This is a genomic window from Lactobacillus kimbladii, assembly GCF_014323605.1.
Lineage (GTDB): Bacteria > Bacillota > Bacilli > Lactobacillales > Lactobacillaceae > Lactobacillus > Lactobacillus kimbladii_B.
This window is the reverse complement of sequence record NZ_SCMB01000004.1, coordinates 164,354-180,000: the sequence shown is the minus strand read 5'-3', so window position 1 is coordinate 180,000 and position 15,647 is coordinate 164,354. Positions and strand designations below refer to the sequence as shown.

At 37.2% G+C, this 15,647-nt stretch carries 15 protein-coding genes; 1 reads left to right on the top strand and 14 read right to left on the bottom strand.

Going from position 1 to position 15,647, the window contains the following annotated elements:
* Window positions 1-6: 6 nt before the first annotated feature.
* The 13 genes from ERK18_RS07340 to rsmG form a co-directional block, all read right to left on the bottom strand.
* A complete protein-coding gene (locus ERK18_RS07340; protein ID WP_187154907.1) occupies window positions 7-1,161 on the bottom strand; it encodes a sensor histidine kinase in 1,155 nt (384 codons plus the stop codon).
* Window positions 1,162-1,165: 4 nt separating this feature from the next.
* Entirely contained in the window at window positions 1,166-1,852 is a 687-nt protein-coding gene (croR, locus tag ERK18_RS07335) for a response regulator transcription factor CroR (RefSeq protein WP_187154906.1), read from the bottom strand.
* 178 nt (window positions 1,853-2,030) lie between these two features.
* Window positions 2,031-2,999 carry an ABC transporter ATP-binding protein gene (locus ERK18_RS07330; RefSeq protein ID WP_187154905.1) on the bottom strand — a complete coding sequence of 323 codons (969 nt, stop codon included), beginning with the start codon at window positions 2,997-2,999 and terminating at the stop codon, window positions 2,031-2,033.
* Between the two features lies 1 nt (window position 3,000).
* Entirely contained in the window at window positions 3,001-4,527 is a 1,527-nt protein-coding gene (locus ERK18_RS07325) for an ABC transporter permease/substrate-binding protein (RefSeq protein ID WP_122051888.1), read from the bottom strand.
* A 197-nt stretch (window positions 4,528-4,724) separates the two neighbouring features.
* Window positions 4,725-6,596, bottom strand: a complete 1,872-nt coding sequence (locus ERK18_RS07320) for an ABC transporter ATP-binding protein (RefSeq protein WP_390885862.1) — start codon at window positions 6,594-6,596, stop codon at window positions 4,725-4,727.
* A complete protein-coding gene (locus tag ERK18_RS07315; protein ID WP_045927482.1) occupies window positions 6,597-8,321 on the bottom strand; it encodes an ABC transporter ATP-binding protein in 1,725 nt (574 codons plus the stop codon).
* A gap of 142 nt (window positions 8,322-8,463) precedes the next feature.
* Window positions 8,464-9,246, bottom strand: a complete 783-nt coding sequence (locus ERK18_RS07310) for a DUF1129 family protein (protein ID WP_187154903.1) — start codon at window positions 9,244-9,246, stop codon at window positions 8,464-8,466.
* A 9-nt stretch (window positions 9,247-9,255) separates the two neighbouring features.
* A complete protein-coding gene (gene ychF / locus ERK18_RS07305; protein ID WP_187154902.1) occupies window positions 9,256-10,356 on the bottom strand; it encodes a redox-regulated ATPase YchF in 1,101 nt (366 codons plus the stop codon).
* 25 nt (window positions 10,357-10,381) lie between these two features.
* Window positions 10,382-10,657: a DUF951 domain-containing protein gene (locus ERK18_RS07300; RefSeq protein WP_187154901.1), complete on the bottom strand. Its 276-nt coding sequence runs from the start codon at window positions 10,655-10,657 to the stop codon at window positions 10,382-10,384.
* A complete protein-coding gene (locus tag ERK18_RS07295) occupies window positions 10,650-11,537 on the bottom strand; it encodes a ParB/RepB/Spo0J family partition protein (RefSeq protein ID WP_034978907.1) in 888 nt (295 codons plus the stop codon). Before ERK18_RS07295 ends, ERK18_RS07300 begins: the two co-directional genes overlap by 8 nt.
* A complete protein-coding gene (locus ERK18_RS07290; RefSeq protein WP_187154900.1) occupies window positions 11,515-12,294 on the bottom strand; it encodes a ParA family protein in 780 nt (259 codons plus the stop codon). Before ERK18_RS07290 ends, ERK18_RS07295 begins: the two co-directional genes overlap by 23 nt.
* A 15-nt stretch (window positions 12,295-12,309) precedes the next feature.
* Entirely contained in the window at window positions 12,310-13,158 is an 849-nt protein-coding gene (gene noc, locus ERK18_RS07285; protein ID WP_187154899.1) for a nucleoid occlusion protein, read from the bottom strand.
* A 15-nt stretch (window positions 13,159-13,173) separates the two neighbouring features.
* Window positions 13,174-13,896: a 16S rRNA (guanine(527)-N(7))-methyltransferase RsmG gene (gene rsmG, locus ERK18_RS07280; RefSeq protein WP_187154898.1), complete on the bottom strand. Its 723-nt coding sequence runs from the start codon at window positions 13,894-13,896 to the stop codon at window positions 13,174-13,176.
* A gap of 157 nt (window positions 13,897-14,053) precedes the next feature.
* On the opposite strand from rsmG, the gene ERK18_RS07275 reads away from it, so the two are divergent.
* Complete coding sequence (locus ERK18_RS07275) at window positions 14,054-14,590, top strand: CvpA family protein (RefSeq protein WP_187154897.1); 537 nt, start codon at window positions 14,054-14,056, stop codon at window positions 14,588-14,590.
* Window positions 14,591-14,713: 123 nt separating this feature from the next.
* Here the strand turns inward: ERK18_RS07275 and ERK18_RS07270 are convergent, their stop codons facing one another.
* A complete protein-coding gene (locus ERK18_RS07270; RefSeq protein WP_187154896.1) occupies window positions 14,714-15,643 on the bottom strand; it encodes an FAD:protein FMN transferase in 930 nt (309 codons plus the stop codon).
* Between the last annotated feature and the right edge of the window lie 4 nt (window positions 15,644-15,647).

Here is a 15,647-nt window from a genome sequence, read left to right as displayed (position 1 = left end):
CCACAGCTATGCTGGAGTTTTTTCACTCTTTAGGTTCAAAGGCAGACAAATAATGAAACGTGTCCAATCTTTATCAGATTCACAACGAATTTTGCCGTGATGAAGATCAACAATGCTTTTGGTAATTGATAGACCCAGTCCTGTACCACCTGTTTTAGTATTCCGAGATCCTTCTACTCTATAGAACCGTTCAAATATTTTTTTTAACGACTCTTCAGGAATTTGGGCACCATTGTTTTCTACCCGTAATTCCACTTCATTGTTGTTGACCAAATTAGCAATCAAATTAATTTGTGTTGCCCCTATACCATATTTCAAAGCGTTAGTGATGAGATTATTGTAAACACGTACTAACTTTTCTGCATCGGCTTCAATCGTTAAATTCTTAGGTCTTGCTTCAATATTAAATACTATCCCTTTTTCTTGACCTTCAAATTCAAATCCCGCCGCCACTTGTTCCAACATAGAAAAAATATGTAAAGAAGACAGATTTAGTTTGGTACTTGTTGATTTTAACGTTGTATACTCAAGCAGATCATGAGCCAGAGACTTCATTTGTTCAGCTTTCATATACGCGATATTAAGATATTTTTGCTGATCTGCTGGATCTGACACCCCCGATTTAAGTAATCCTAAATATCCAATGATAGAAGTTAACGGCGTTCTGATATCATGAGAAACATTACTGATCAGTTCATCTTTAGATTTTTCAATCGCCTTTTCTTCATTGATTGCGTTGACTGTACTATCAACTAATGAATTAATCGAATCAATTACTTTTTGTAAGTCTGTTTTGACTTTAAAAGAAATTGTATGATCAAAATGTCCCTTTGCAATATAATGCAGTTCAGAAATAACGTGTCTTAACTGCATTTGATGATAACGCCGAATTAAGCGCCAGTAGAGCACGATTAAATCGCCAATACCCATAAAAATAATAAAGGTATTTTGCCAAGACCATAAATGGCGTCCACCAGCAAAAGTAATGGTCTTTTTTAAAAAATAAATACCGTTAACCAGGTTTTTATTTTGTAAAATTGTCAAGTTGATTAAAATAATCACCGATAGGTTTAACAATAACAGCAAAATAACCGTTATAACGCCTTCAGCAAACAACTCGCTTTTTTCAGCAGCTGTCAGCTTGACCCTTTCTTTTTTCATCTAGCTAAGCCTCAACTTTATAGCCTACACCCCAAACAGTCTGAATAATATCTTCGCCGCCTGTGGCCGTTTGAATCTTGTCACGCAAGTGCGAAACATGCACCATAACTGTTTTAGCAGAAACTATCGATTCCTGTTGCCAAACCCGTTCAAAAATTTCATCAGCAGAAAATACACGATTAGGGTGACTGGCAAGAAGATACAGAATACCGAATTCCAAAGCAGTTAACTGAATATCTTTGCCATCAATTGTTTTAACTTCATGTGAATCACGGTTAATAATAAGCGGTCCAACTTCAAGAATGTCAGGTTCATCATCTTTGACCTGTTTTTGACTACGACGTAAAAGCGAACGAACTCGCGCCATAACCTCTAATGGATTAAATGGCTTTGACACATAGTCATCCGCACCCGTAATCAAACCCTGGATTTTATCCATGTCTCCTGTTTTAGCAGACACAATGATAATAGGAATGTCAGAATCTTTACGAACTTCCTTGATAACATCAATCCCACTCATATTAGGCATCATGACATCTAAGATCATCAAAGCAATATCCGGAGTGGTAGTTAATTTCGTAATTGCTTCCTTGCCACTGTATGCAACAACCGGGGTATAACCTTCATTTTTGAGATAAATACTTAACAGTTCGACGATTTCTTTATCGTCGTCAACAACTAAAATTTTCATAGGGCTAATTTCCCTTCTTTTTACTTATTGATTATATTCGTTTTGTTTTTCTATTCTACTAAATATAGTGTAGCAGAATCTATGTCTAATATTTTAGACAATTTTGTAACAAACTACTAATATTCAAGCATAACTTTATTATTTTATTAAAAAAGCTGGATTTTTCCAGCTTGCTTTCTTAGTTTAAATTACTAATACCATTTAAATACTCCACTATCCACTGCCGATCAATATATCCTAAAAGTTCCTTATTTTGATTTTGCACTGCCACTGCTTCATGATCGCACAACAGCTGCAACAACCTGGCGATAGTTTCTTTTTCACTAATTACCATCATATCAGGTAGTGACTTTAAAGCATCTTTTTTATATTTATTAAATAAAGCCGCCTGCCTCAAAGGCGTTTCGTATAAGTTATTGCCCAAACTGCCTTTAAAAAAGTCTCTCACAAAGTCATTTGCTGGGTGTCTTAGAATTTGTTCCGGTTTGTCCACCTGCAATAATTGCCCATCTTTCATAATACCAATCCTGTCCGCCAAAAGCAGCGCTTCATTCATATCATGAGTGACAAATATAATGGTGTTACGAAGCTGTTGATGCAAGTCAACGACCAGTTTTTGCAAATTTGCCCGTGAAAGTGGATCAAGGGCACTAAACGGTTCATCCATTAAGACAATTGGCGGCTCAGAAGCAATTGCCCGCAAAATTCCAATCCTCTGCTGCTCCCCACCAGATAATTCATGCGGATATCTTGAGGCATATTCTTGCGGATTCAGCCCCACTTTTTCTAATAGTCGTGCAGCTGTTTCATCAAGGTTTTTGCTCTTACCCTGGGTCGCCAGAATCAGAGTAATGTTTTGAGCAACTGTCATGTTGGGAAAAAGTGCAATTTGCTGCAAAACATAGCCAATTTGCCAGCGCAATTTTTGCACATTGTATTCTGTAGTGGGCCGTTCATTAACTAAAACCAGGCCAGAATTTGGGTCTTCCAAACGGTTAATCATTTTAACAGATGTAGTTTTCCCACTACCGGAGTTGCCAACTAAAACAAACAATTCACCTTGCTGAACATCGAGATTAAGGTTATTTACTACTACTTTATCAGCAAACGATTTTTTTACGTGATCAAATTTTATCGCTGAAGTCATCTTACTTCTCCTTAAGCAAATGCTGTTTTACTAAAAAATTATGTGCAACTTGTCCCGGATCCATATTTTTAACGTTTACTTCATAGTTCATTTCCTGCATTTGCTTTTCAGTAATTCTGCCTGCTAATTTATTCAAACTATGCACAATATGGGGATGCTTATTTGCAAAGTCATTACTCATTAAAGGAGCACCCTGATAAATAGGGAAGTTATGTTTATCATCTTTTAAAATACTTAAATGATACTGCCGCAACTCACTGTCAGTTGAATAGGCATCAACGATGTTAACTTTATTCTGGTTTATTGCTTGGTAGCGCAGAGCCGGCTCCATTGATTTAACAGGAAAATCGATTTTGTATAGTTTCTTGATCCCTTTAAAACCATCCCCACGGTCAATGAACTCTAAAGTCATGCCGCCCTTTAACTGATTAGTAATATTAGCCAAATCACTGATTTTCTTTAAATGATTTTTATTTTTAAAAGAGGTTTTGACAGCCAAAGCATAAGTATTATCATACGCCATGGGTTTAAGCAAAGTTAGTTTATCTTGCTCATACATTAATTTTTTAGCTTTTTCATAAGTCTCTTTTTCGCTTAGTCCTGCTGTTTTTACTGGAGATTTGGCAAAAGTTTCCAAAACGGTCCCTGTAAATTCAGGGTAAATATCAATCTTGCCATTTTTCAAAGCACTGTATAAAAAGGTCGTTTTACCAAAATTGGGTTTCAGAGTCACCTGCACATGTGAATCGTCTTGCTCGATTAAATCTTTATACATATTGATCAAAATCTCTGGTTCAGAACCCAACTTGCCGGCAATAATAATAGTCTCCTTTTGACTGGTAACTGCTTGGTAAATGCCGCTTCCAGCCAAAAATATAATGCTGACACTTAAAATTCCTAAAGCAGTTTTAACCGACGCATGCTCCAGCCACTTAATCAAAGCACTTAACGTGATTGCTAAAATACCTGAACATACTGCTCCTATAACAATTAATGCGGTATTATTACGGTCAATTCCCAATAGAATAAAACTACCAAGACCACCAGCACCAATTAAAGCCGCCATAGTGGCAGTTCCAATAATTAAAACCAGTGCTGTCCTAATACCGGAAATAATTGTTGGCATAGCTAAAGGCAATTCTACTTTAAGCAACTTTTGCAAACGAGACATGCCAAATGCGTCTGCAGCTTCTTCAAGAGCAGGGTCAATTTCAGTTAAACCCAGATAAGTATTCTGAAAAATTGGTAATAAGGCGTATACAACTAAGGCAATCACAGCAGGTACTGTTCCTATTCCTACAAGTGGAATTAGCAAACCCAACAGTGCCAATGAAGGGATTGTCTGCAATATACTGGCAATTTGTAATAAAAATTCCGCAGCCCTGGTGTGTTTTACTGCCCAAAAAGCCAGAGGCATTGCAATTACCATTGCAATTAGTAGCGAAACTAATGAGATTTGCAGGTGCTGCAATAGGGCTACGCCCAAATCGCCCCTGCGCTCACTTAAGATTTGGAAAATTTGATTCATCGTTTAATTCCTTTTGTCTAGGCCAATTTTTTAATTATCCTAAATTACATAAAGCACTATGCTAATAGCTTTAGACCTAGCTAATTTCTTAAACCTTACCATAACACAAACCTGAGTTCTGCAAGCAATTATTGCTTGCAGGTCTTTTGAAGTAAAAAAATTCCCAGCACCATAATGCTGAGAAAATTTTATCAAAATTACTGTATTTCTTTTTTACCAGTATATAACTCGTAGTAGTAACCCTTTTGCTTTAGAAGCTGCTCATGGTTGCCAGCTTCAATAATATGACCATGATCAAGTACTAAAATCAAGTCCGAGTTAACAATTGTTGAAAGACGATGGGCAATAACAAAACTTGTACGTCCTGCAAGCAGATTATCCATACCAGCCTGCACTAGCTTTTCAGTTTGCGTATCAATGCTGGAAGTTGCCTCATCTAAAATCATGACTGGCTCATCCGCAATCATCGCCCGCGCAATACTGAGCAGCTGCATTTGACCCTGAGACAGGTCTCCGCCATTACCATCAATAATAGTTTTATAGCCTTCATCCAAATGATGAATGAATTCATCGGCATGCGATAAGTGAGCTGCTTGGTACACATCATCATCACTTGCTTCAGCATTACCAAAACGGATATTATCCATAACTGTACCGGTAAACATGTGTGTGTCCTGCAATACTATTGATAACGACCGCCTTAAATCATCTTTTTTAATTCTATTAATCGGAATACCGTCATAAGTTATAGTACCAGAATTAATTTCGTAGAAACGATTAATCATATTAGAAATAGTGGTTTTGCCCGCTCCAGTTTCACCAACCAGCGCTACTTTCATACCAGGTTTGGCATCAATCGAAATATCATACAAAATTTGTTTATTTGGCGAATAACCAAAGTTAACATGATCAAAAACAATATGACCATTGACAGTAACTTTCTTCACTGACCCATCTTTTTGCGGTACATTCCAGTGCCATGCACCCTTTACATCTTCGTCTTTAGTGATGGTTACATCACCATCATCAACTTCAACTATCTGATCTTCTAATTTAAAAATTCTTTCCGCACCGGCTAATGCCATTACGATAGAATTTAACTGTTGCGAAATCTGAGCTATCGGCATTGCAAACTGTTTTGATAACTGCAGAAAGGCACCAATAACACCTAATGAAATAGGTGCAATATGATTGATGGCCACCGCACCACCTAAAACTGCAATTAACACATAAAGCAAGTTGCCCAAGTTACCCATAATTGGGAATAAAATCGTGGCATAAGTATGAGCCTTGCCAGATGCTACCTGCAATGAATCGTTATAAGCATTAAAATCTTGCTCAACTTCAGGCTCATGGCTAAAGACTTTAATTACCTTAAGGCCATTAAGCATTTCTTCATTATAACCGTTAACTTGTCCTAATTCTTTTTGCTGCAGCTTAAAGTAATGAGCTGAACGTATCGTTAAAAAGCGTACAACGATAATAGAAAGAGCAAAGACTATTAAAGTAAAAATAGTTAGCTGCCAGCTTAAAACCAACATCGCACCTAAAACGAAAATAAGGTTTAAAGTTGAGTTCATAAACTGTGGAATCGATTGTGAAATCATTTGTTGCAACGTATCAATGTCGTTTGTATAACAGCTCATGATGTCGCCATAATCATTCTCATCGAAATAAGAAATTGGCAATTTTTCCATGTGCTCAAACATTTCCATCCGCACTCTGAATTGGACTTTTTGAGCTAAAACTGCCATTAACATTGCAAAAAGATAATTAGAAATGAATCCAATAGCGTAACAGCCAAACATTACTGCAATTGCGTGCAAAAGTGGACCGAAGTCTGGTCTGGCCTCTTTAGTTAGCGGAATAATGTAAGTATTTATCAAGCGCTCGATAAACAAGGATCCTAAAACATTCGCAGCAGCCGTGAGAATTATGGCAACCGTAGAACTGATAAGCATCCAAGGACTGGTACTAGCAACTAATTTAAGCAGACGCCACAGTATTGCAGAACGTTTACCAGAGATTTGGCTATTTTGTTTTTCCACTGCTTTATTCAAATTAATCACCTACTTCTTTTGTTCTTCTTGAAACTTGGCAATCGAGCTGTACAGATCATTGCGTTTCATTAACTCTTCATGTGTACCAATATCTTGAATTTTACCATCATCCATGACAATTATTCTGTCTGCATCCTTAATGGATACGATTCTCTGCGAAATAATTATTTTAGTGGTATCCGGCATATTTTCTACCAGTGCTTCGCGGATTTGACGCTCAGTTTGTGTATCAACCGCTGAAGTAGAATCATCCAAAATTAAAATCTTAGGCCTCTTCAGCAATGCCCGTGCAATTGTAATTCTTTGCTTTTGGCCACCGGAAACGTTAGTCCCCCCTTGTTCAACCATAGTTTCATATTGGTCAGGCATTTCACGAATAAAATCATCTGCATGAGCAATTTTGGCAGCAGCAACAATTTCTTCATCAGTGGCATTTTCGTTACCCCATTTCAGGTTCTCCTTAATGGTTCCTGAAAACAGAACATTATTTTGCAAAACCATTGCCACGTTGTCGCGCAGTGTTTTTAAATCATATGATTTTACATTGTGTCCAGATACCCGAACGGCTCCTGAGTCTGTATCATAAAGCCGTGGAATCATGGATACTAAGGTTGATTTAGATGACCCGGTTTTCCCAATAATACCAATTGTCTCACCCGGTTTAATGGTTAGATTGATATTGTTTAAAGCCAGGTTCTTATCATCTGGATCATATTTAAAATTAACGTGATCAAAAATTACTTCACCATTGTTTACATGCTTTAAAGGTTTGCGTGGATTTTCAATTGATGGCTTTTCATTGATAACGTCAGCAATTCTGTGACCACTAGCAGCAGAGACAACCAGCTGTGTAAAGATCATTGCCAACATATTCAAACTGCCTAAGACAGAGTTTGAATATGAAAACATTGAGATAAGCTGACCGGTTTGTAAACTGCCACCAACAATTTCTTTGGCTCCAAACCAGCAAATAGCCAAGTTAGAAATATTTAACACTGCCATAACAACAAGTGAGTTCAGCGACATGATTTTTTGTGCAGTTGCAAATAGTCTGTAGATAAAGCCGGCAGATTTTTTAAATTTAACTGTTTGTGCTTCTTCTTGAACATAGGTTTTAACTTCACGAATGCCGCGAATGTTTTCCCGCACTACTTGGTTCATGCGGTCATAGCCCCTAAAAATCTTAGGAAAATACTTGCTGGCACTTTTAATAATGATACCGAGCAGAATGACAAAAACTGGTGCAATCACTACAAATACCAGTGATAATTGGGGACTGACAATAACAGACATGATTATTGACACCAATAACATCATTGGCGCTCTGACAGCAATTCTAATTAATATTTGATAAGACATCTGAACGTTATTAACGTCAGTCGTCATTCTCGTCACCAAACTGGCACTAGAAAAATTGTCAATATTTTCAAAAGAATAATCTTGCACATGATAAAACATGTCTTTACGCAAATTGGCTGCAAACCCAGCTGCAGCATGAGCAGAGGCATAACTGGCACCAGCACCTAAAACAAGTGAAAGAACCGTAAACACCAATAAAACAATACCGCTTTTAGTAATGTAGGGCATGTTCCCTTTCATAATGCCATTATCAATTAAAATACCAACCAAATATGGTATTAACATTTCAATGATAACTTCACCAGTGACAAAGAGTGGTGACAGCAAAGACAGTTTTTTATACTGCCTGATTGACTTACTCAGCGTGTTAATCATTAAATACCTCTTTCTAATTTATTAATGCGTTATTTTTAAACGTGTATTCAGTTTAAAAAGGATAAATAGATTCATGATAAATCTATTTATCCTTTAAAACATATAGTTATCTAAGTATAGCCCTTTTCTTGACAAAAAGCACCTATTTGCTCCTATCAGCTGGTGAAAAAGCAGAGCCGATAATTTGATAATGACGACGGAAAAGCCAGCGAATACCATATACCACTGCAGCAATTATTAAATTATATATTCCAGGCAAAACAGGATTTATAATTTGTAATGCTCTCAGAGATAAAACGCCAAAGCAGATAAAGAGCAATGCCATCATTGAAATAAAACCCCAAATTAATTTTGACCAGGGGATCTTGCGATTTTTACTGCCATTAGGTAAGACCCATTCATTATACTTCGTCATAAAAACGCCCAGTGCAGCACCAACAATCAACAAAGTTAAGGCACCCATCTCTGAATTATATTTGTTGTTCTTTTGGAATAAACCAATTAAGCCAAAAAGACCAAATAGCAAAGCTACATAAAACAGGGCATTATCCGCGGCATATTGCCAAAACGGAATATCTGAAGCTTTCTTCTTTTTGGGTTTTAACATGTCAGCAGCTTTTAATTTAGGTGACATGCCGTAATATGTACTGGCAGGTTGACCATGACGCTGTGCAATTATTAAATCATTCAAGAGCGCATCTACTCTTTTTTGAGCCTCTTCATGACTCATCTTGCCTTGTGTTTCAAGTTCTTTTTGCAAGCGAAAAACATAGTCAGAATTTTTATTGCTAAGTTGTTTACGCAACTCGGCAGGCTGCATTTGTTTGACCTCATCATCTATATTTTGATTGATTACTTTTTCCTTTAGTTTTTCCTGCTTGTTAGTATCTATTTTAGCTTGTGCTTCAGTTTTCTTTTCTGCCATTATTATTTCCTAAACGTTAAATCTAAATTCAATAATGTCGCCATCTTGAACTTCATAATCTTTCCCTTCAAGACGCAACCTACCAGCTTCTTTAACTTTCTGCATGGTTTCATATTTGTCTAAATCCGTGTATGAAACTACTTCCGCGCGAATAAATCCGCGTTCAAAATCAGAGTGAATAACTCCAGCCACTTGTGGTGCTTTCATCCCCTTATGGAAAGTCCAGGCACGAGTCTCAGGACCACCAGCTGTAAAGAAAGTTCTTAGTCCCAAAATATGGTAGGCTGCCCGGATTAAACGGTCAAGACCCGACTCAGTTACCCCTTCAGCTTCTAAAAACTCGGCTTTTTCATCATCATCCAAACCAGCAATCTCTTCTTCAGTAGCTGCAGAAATTCCTAGACATTCAGCATTTTCACTTTCAGCGTGCTTTTTAACAATTTGATAATATTGATCTTTTTCGGGATCGGCCATTGAATTTTCAGCAATATTAGCAACATAAATAACTGGTTTATCAGTTAGCAAGAACAAGCCCTTAACAATTTTTTGTTCATCTTCATTGAACTTGATTGAGCGAACTGCGCTACCCTCTTCCAAAACCGGTTTAATCTTTTGCAAAACATTATATTCAGCTTTAGCTTCCTTGTCATTTTGCTGAGCAATCTTTTTCACCTTGCTAATCCGACGATTAACGGCATCTAAGTCAGCGATTGCTAATTCCAGATTAATAGTATTGATATCTTCTTCCGGATCTACTTTACCAGTAACTGAAGTGATATTGTCGTCTTCAAAAGCACGCACAACATGAATGATCGCGTCAGTTTGGCGAATATTTTCCAAGAATTTATTACCCAAACCTTCTCCTTTTGAAGCTCCCTTAACCAAGCCGGCAATATCAGTAAATTCAAAAGTGGTATGAACTATTTTTTTAGCGGGAATCAATTCCTGAATTCTAGCAAGTCTCTTGTCTGGAACCTCAACCATACCAACATTCGGTTCAATCGTAGCAAACGGATAGTTGGCCATTTCTGCCCCCGCTTTAGTAATTGCGTTAAACAAGGTCGACTTACCAACATTAGGCAGCCCAACAATCCCAGCAGTTAGTGACATTTTTTATCCTCTTTCTAAAACAAAATTAGTTATTATCTTGATTAAAGTGTGGTTGTGCTATTTCATTTTTAGGCACATAAAGCTCATTTTTGGTGTTGACCGGATCATTCGCCTTAGTTAAAACTTTTTTAAAGTTATGTGTAAATTTTGAACGCGGCATCATTACGATGTGGCCGCAGCCCATGCATTTTAACCTGATATCTGCTCCTAAGCGTAGAATTTCCCAGTCATTAGTTTTACAGGCGTGAGGCTTTTTTATCAGTACCGTGTCCGCTAAACTATAGGAAATTTCTTTATTCATCAAGATCGACTCCTAGTACATCAAGTATTCTGTTTAATTCAGCAGTTGAAGAAAAGCCAATAGATAAATGACCACTGCCTTTTTTACTTTCAGAAATATTGACAGTTGAACCCAATTTATTAGCCAGCTGATGTTCAGTAGCTCGGATAAAAGGTGACTTCTGCACTGTCTTTTTGCGTGGCTTTTTAGCATTAAGATTGGCGACCAGTGCCTCAACTTTGCGCACTGGCATTCCTTCTTTAACCACTTGTTTTGCTACTTCATCAATCTTGTCTTTGTTTTTTAAACCTAAAAGCGTTCTGGCCTGACCCATTGAAAGATCACCATGCTGAAGCAAATGCTTTGTTTTGCTTGGTAAAGTAAGCAAACGCAAGTAATTTGCAATATAAGGACGGGATTTGCCCATTCTTTTTGAAACTTCTTCTTGAGTTAAGCCTAAGTTTTTTTGCAGCATTTCATATGCCTGGGCTTCTTCAAGCGGTGTTAAATCCTCACGCTGCAAGTTTTCCAGAACCGCAACTTCCATCATTTGGCTTTCACTAAAGTCACGCACAATGGCAGGTATTGTAGTCTTTTTGGCTAGTTTTGAGGCACGAAAGCGACGTTCACCAGCGATAATTTCATAGCCCTTAACTGACTGACGGACGATTATCGGTTGAAAAACCCCGTTTTCTTTAATTGAATCAGCCAGCTCTTTAAGAGACTTATCATCAAAATTTTTGCGTGGCTGATATGGGTTAGGTCTGATATCGCCTAAGTTTAAATCCTGAATTTCTTCCTCATTGTCTTCAATCTGTGGCTCGTCTTCAAACAAGGCTTCAATTCCGCGACCCAGGCCACCATGTTTTTTTGTATCTTTACTTCTTGAGTTTCTTGCCATGATTCTTCAACACCTCCTTAGCTAAATCATCATAAACTTCGGCACCACGAGAATTTGGCGCATATTCAGTAATTGCTTCCCCATAACTAGGTGCCTCCGCTAGTTTGGTAATTCTCGGGATAATAGTTTTATAAACTTTATCAGAAAAATAGGAACGTACTTCTTTAACAACTTCAGCGCCCAGATTAGTCCGGGCATCCAGCATTGTCAGTAAAACTCCCTCAACTCCAAGGTCTTTGTTAAAGTGTTTTTGTACTAAACGAATCGTATTAAGCAACTGACTCAGACCTTCCATTGCATAATACTCACTTTGAACCGGAATTAAAATTGAATCCGATGCTGTAAATGCATTTATCGACAATTGCCCTAAAGAAGGTGGACAATCAATAAAGATAAAATCATAATTGCCACTAATCGAATCTAAAGCAGATTTTAAGCGAGTTTCACGTGCCATCATACTAATCAATTCTGTTTCAGCACCTGATAAATTAATAGTTGCCGGAACTAAATCCAAGCGATTAGTCGAGGTACGGAAAATCGTATCTTTAAGCGGAACATCATTAATCAAAACACTATAAATATCTTGATCAATCTCGGATTTTTCTATTCCCAAGCCAGAGGTTGCATTACCTTGCGGATCAATGTCCACAATTAAGACTTGATATCCGCGTTCCGCAATCGAAGCCGCTAAATTAATAGTTGTGGTCGTCTTGCCAACGCCACCTTTTTGGTTAGCAACCGAAATTACACTCACCATATTTTCCATGCCTTCCTACTTTCTTTTTAATTCTATAGTAATCATATAATCATCAGGATCGTTATTTTCCTTAAACTTAACCTTAATACCTGACTGCTGTGCAAGCTTTATTGCCTTTTTAATCGTATTAATCTGCACTTTTAGGTCTTTGGGAATTCGATTGGCTGCTCGTCTTGTTCTTTCAGCCTGCTCTTTTTCTTTATCCATAGCATTTTTACCGGCAAAATATTGTTCTACATTTTTAACTATTTTTTCGGTGTCGCTCACATTAAGGTTATGAGCCAAAATTTCATCGAGAACGCGGCTTTGATCTTTTTCACTAAGTCCGACTAGACAGCGTCCATGACGAGGAGAAATTTCTCCACTGGCTAAATAGCTCTGCACCTTAGGCGTTAACTTTAAAAGGCGCAACTTATTAGCCACATAAGATTGCGACTTGCCAATATTTTGAGCCAAAGTTGTTTGAGTTAAATTATTTAACTTCATGAGGTTATTATAGGCTTGTGCTTCATCAATCGGATTTAAATCTTCTCTTTGCAGGTTTTCTATTAAAGCTAATGAAGCAGCTTGACTATCATCCATATTGTTTACGATAGCCGGAATTTTTTCCCAAGCTAGATGTTTTGCGGCCCGCAATCTGCGTTCACCAGCAACAATTTCATATTCATCGCCCTTTTCACGCACAATAATAGGCTGAAGCAAGCCATCTTTATCTAAAGTCGTTGCTAATTCACGAATTGATTCTTCAGAAAACTCATGCCGTGGCTGATATGAATTAGGTTTAATTTTACTTAGTTCAATATCTTGAACTTGTTTATTTTTAGGTATTTCTTCATGATGACGCAAAGAAGAAAATAATGACATTTTGAGTCCCCCTGTTTATTGAATTGGTTTACGGTGTGGTGTGCCCGCCTGCCGCGGGTACTTTTTAGGTGTGGCCTGCACTTTTTTCACCAAAATCAGCGTGCGGTCTTCACTGCTATGAGGCAATTGCAATTCTTTTACAGCAGTTGTCTTGCCACCTAAAGTTTTTAAGGCTTTTTGACTGGAATTTAATTCATCTTCGGCTTTTGGTCCTTTAAGAGCGATAAAATTGCCATTTTTCTTAACTAGTGGCAAACAATATTCACTCAACACAGCCATATTGGCAACAGCACGGGCAGTTACAATATCAAACTGCTCACGATACTGCTTATTTTGTCCAACATCTTCTGCACGCCCATGAACCAAAGCAACATTCTTCAAGTCTAGCTGAGTGACTAATTCCTGCAAAAAGTTCAGTCTTTTGCCAAGAGAATCAACTATTGTTACTCGTAATTCAGGCACCATAATTTTTAAAGGAATTGAAGGAAAGCCTGCTCCTGCACCGACATCACACAAAGTCTGAGATTTCGTAAATATTTCGCCAAACGTAAAAAGAGGAGTAATACTGTCAAAAAAATGTTTTAAGTAAACATCATCTTTTTCTGTTATTCGTGTTAGATTAACTTTTTTATTAGTCTCAATCAGACTGGTAAAGTATTGGTTAAATTGGTTGATTTGATTTTCATTTAATTTAAAATTACGTTTTGATAATTCTTGGACAAACTGTTCAGGATTCATTTTTCACCCGTGAAACCTTGTTTCACACCCTTTAAATTTAACGCTAAAAATGGCTTATTGTAAAGTCAATGCATCCCTTTAATTATGGAATATTTTTTGACTATCGTCAAAGTCTAAACGCATAAATTAAGCTATAATATCGTCAAAGGAGATTAATATGATTGTTACTTTAATTGTTCTGGCTTATTTGACACTAAAAACTTATAAAGGATTTCAAACAGGCTTTACCAGACTAATAATCAATTTGGTATTTTCTGCTATTGTCTTCATTGCAGCAATCCTTTTTCAAAATCCTGTCGGCAATTGGCTTTATAGTCAGATCACGGGACAAAATATTCAAACAACATTAACTCCCGGAACCAATCTGATGCTTTTCCGTTTTTTAGCTTTTTTCATTATTGTCTTTATCGGCAAAATGGTGGTTAAGATTTTTAAAGGATGGGTGCCAAATAAAAATCCTCATGCAACTAATTTTGGCAATTTACTAGATAGCGTATTAGGTGCTGTTGCGTCTTTTTTTGCCAGTTATTTTTTTGTTTATATTATTTTGTCTATGCTAAATGCTTTACAAAATCCGTGGTTTATCCAGCAAACTCTTGATTCATCATTTATCCGTTTCATTATTTACAGTACGCCAGGTTTATCCAATGGTCTGTTTAACAGCATTTTTAGCATTAGTCGAACAGCTGCTTAAAATAATTAAAATTCGAACTCCGTTTTTATTTTAAAAAAATAAAAATGACGCCTTTTTCATTTCCCTTTTAAGACAAAAACTTACTGTAACAAAAAAGTGCCTTCCGAGGCACTTTTTAATTTATTATTTTTGAAAATCGTCATACTCAACGTGCTCATCGTTATAAACAAAAACAGCTCCGATGCGATCAGGATTATCATGCCAACCAGCTACCGGCTTACCTGCAAAAAACAGCCTCTTGCATTCAATTTCTGCTTCAACTGAATACTTAGTAAAAGTAGTAACTCCAGCTAAATTTGTTTCAACCGGATAGCCAGTCCGAGGGTCAATTAAATGGTGATATTTATGTCCGTCAACTTCCAGGTACCGTTCATAAGTACCACTGGTAACGGCTGAACATTGTGGCACCATTACCGACGCTATATTATTGCCACGAGGCTCTTTAGGATCCTGCACTCCCACTGACCACTGACCACTAGCCCTTTTAGGAGAATCACCGACAAGTAGAATGTTGCCGCCAAGATTAATAATTCCAGCATGAACGCCATAAGCCATCCAGTAATCCTTAATGCGATCAGCAATCCAACCTTTAGCAATACCGCCAAGATCTAATTCCATTCCTGACTTTTTCAAAAAGACGGTTTGATTAACATCATTTAAGTCAACGCTAAACGGGTCAATCAGTTTCATCCTTTCTTTAATCTGATCATCAGTTGGAACATGGGCATCCTTAAAACCAATCGCCCATAGTTTAACGACTGGACCAATTAAAGCATTAAAGCCAAAATTTTTTCGGCTCTCTTCTACTGCCAATTTGATCAAATCATAGGTACCACTGGAAACTTGCACGGGATGTTTACCAGCCGCATGGTTTACATCCATAACTTCAGATTCATCACGATTAACTGTTAACAGATCTTCATAATGATCAATCAAAGTAAAAGAATCATTAATGACGCTTTTATCCAGTGCTCCAAAGATTTGTAAAGTTATTGATGTGCCTAAAGCATGATGTTGTCCCACTTGTTGTTCTAAAGCTAAATTTTTTATCATTGAT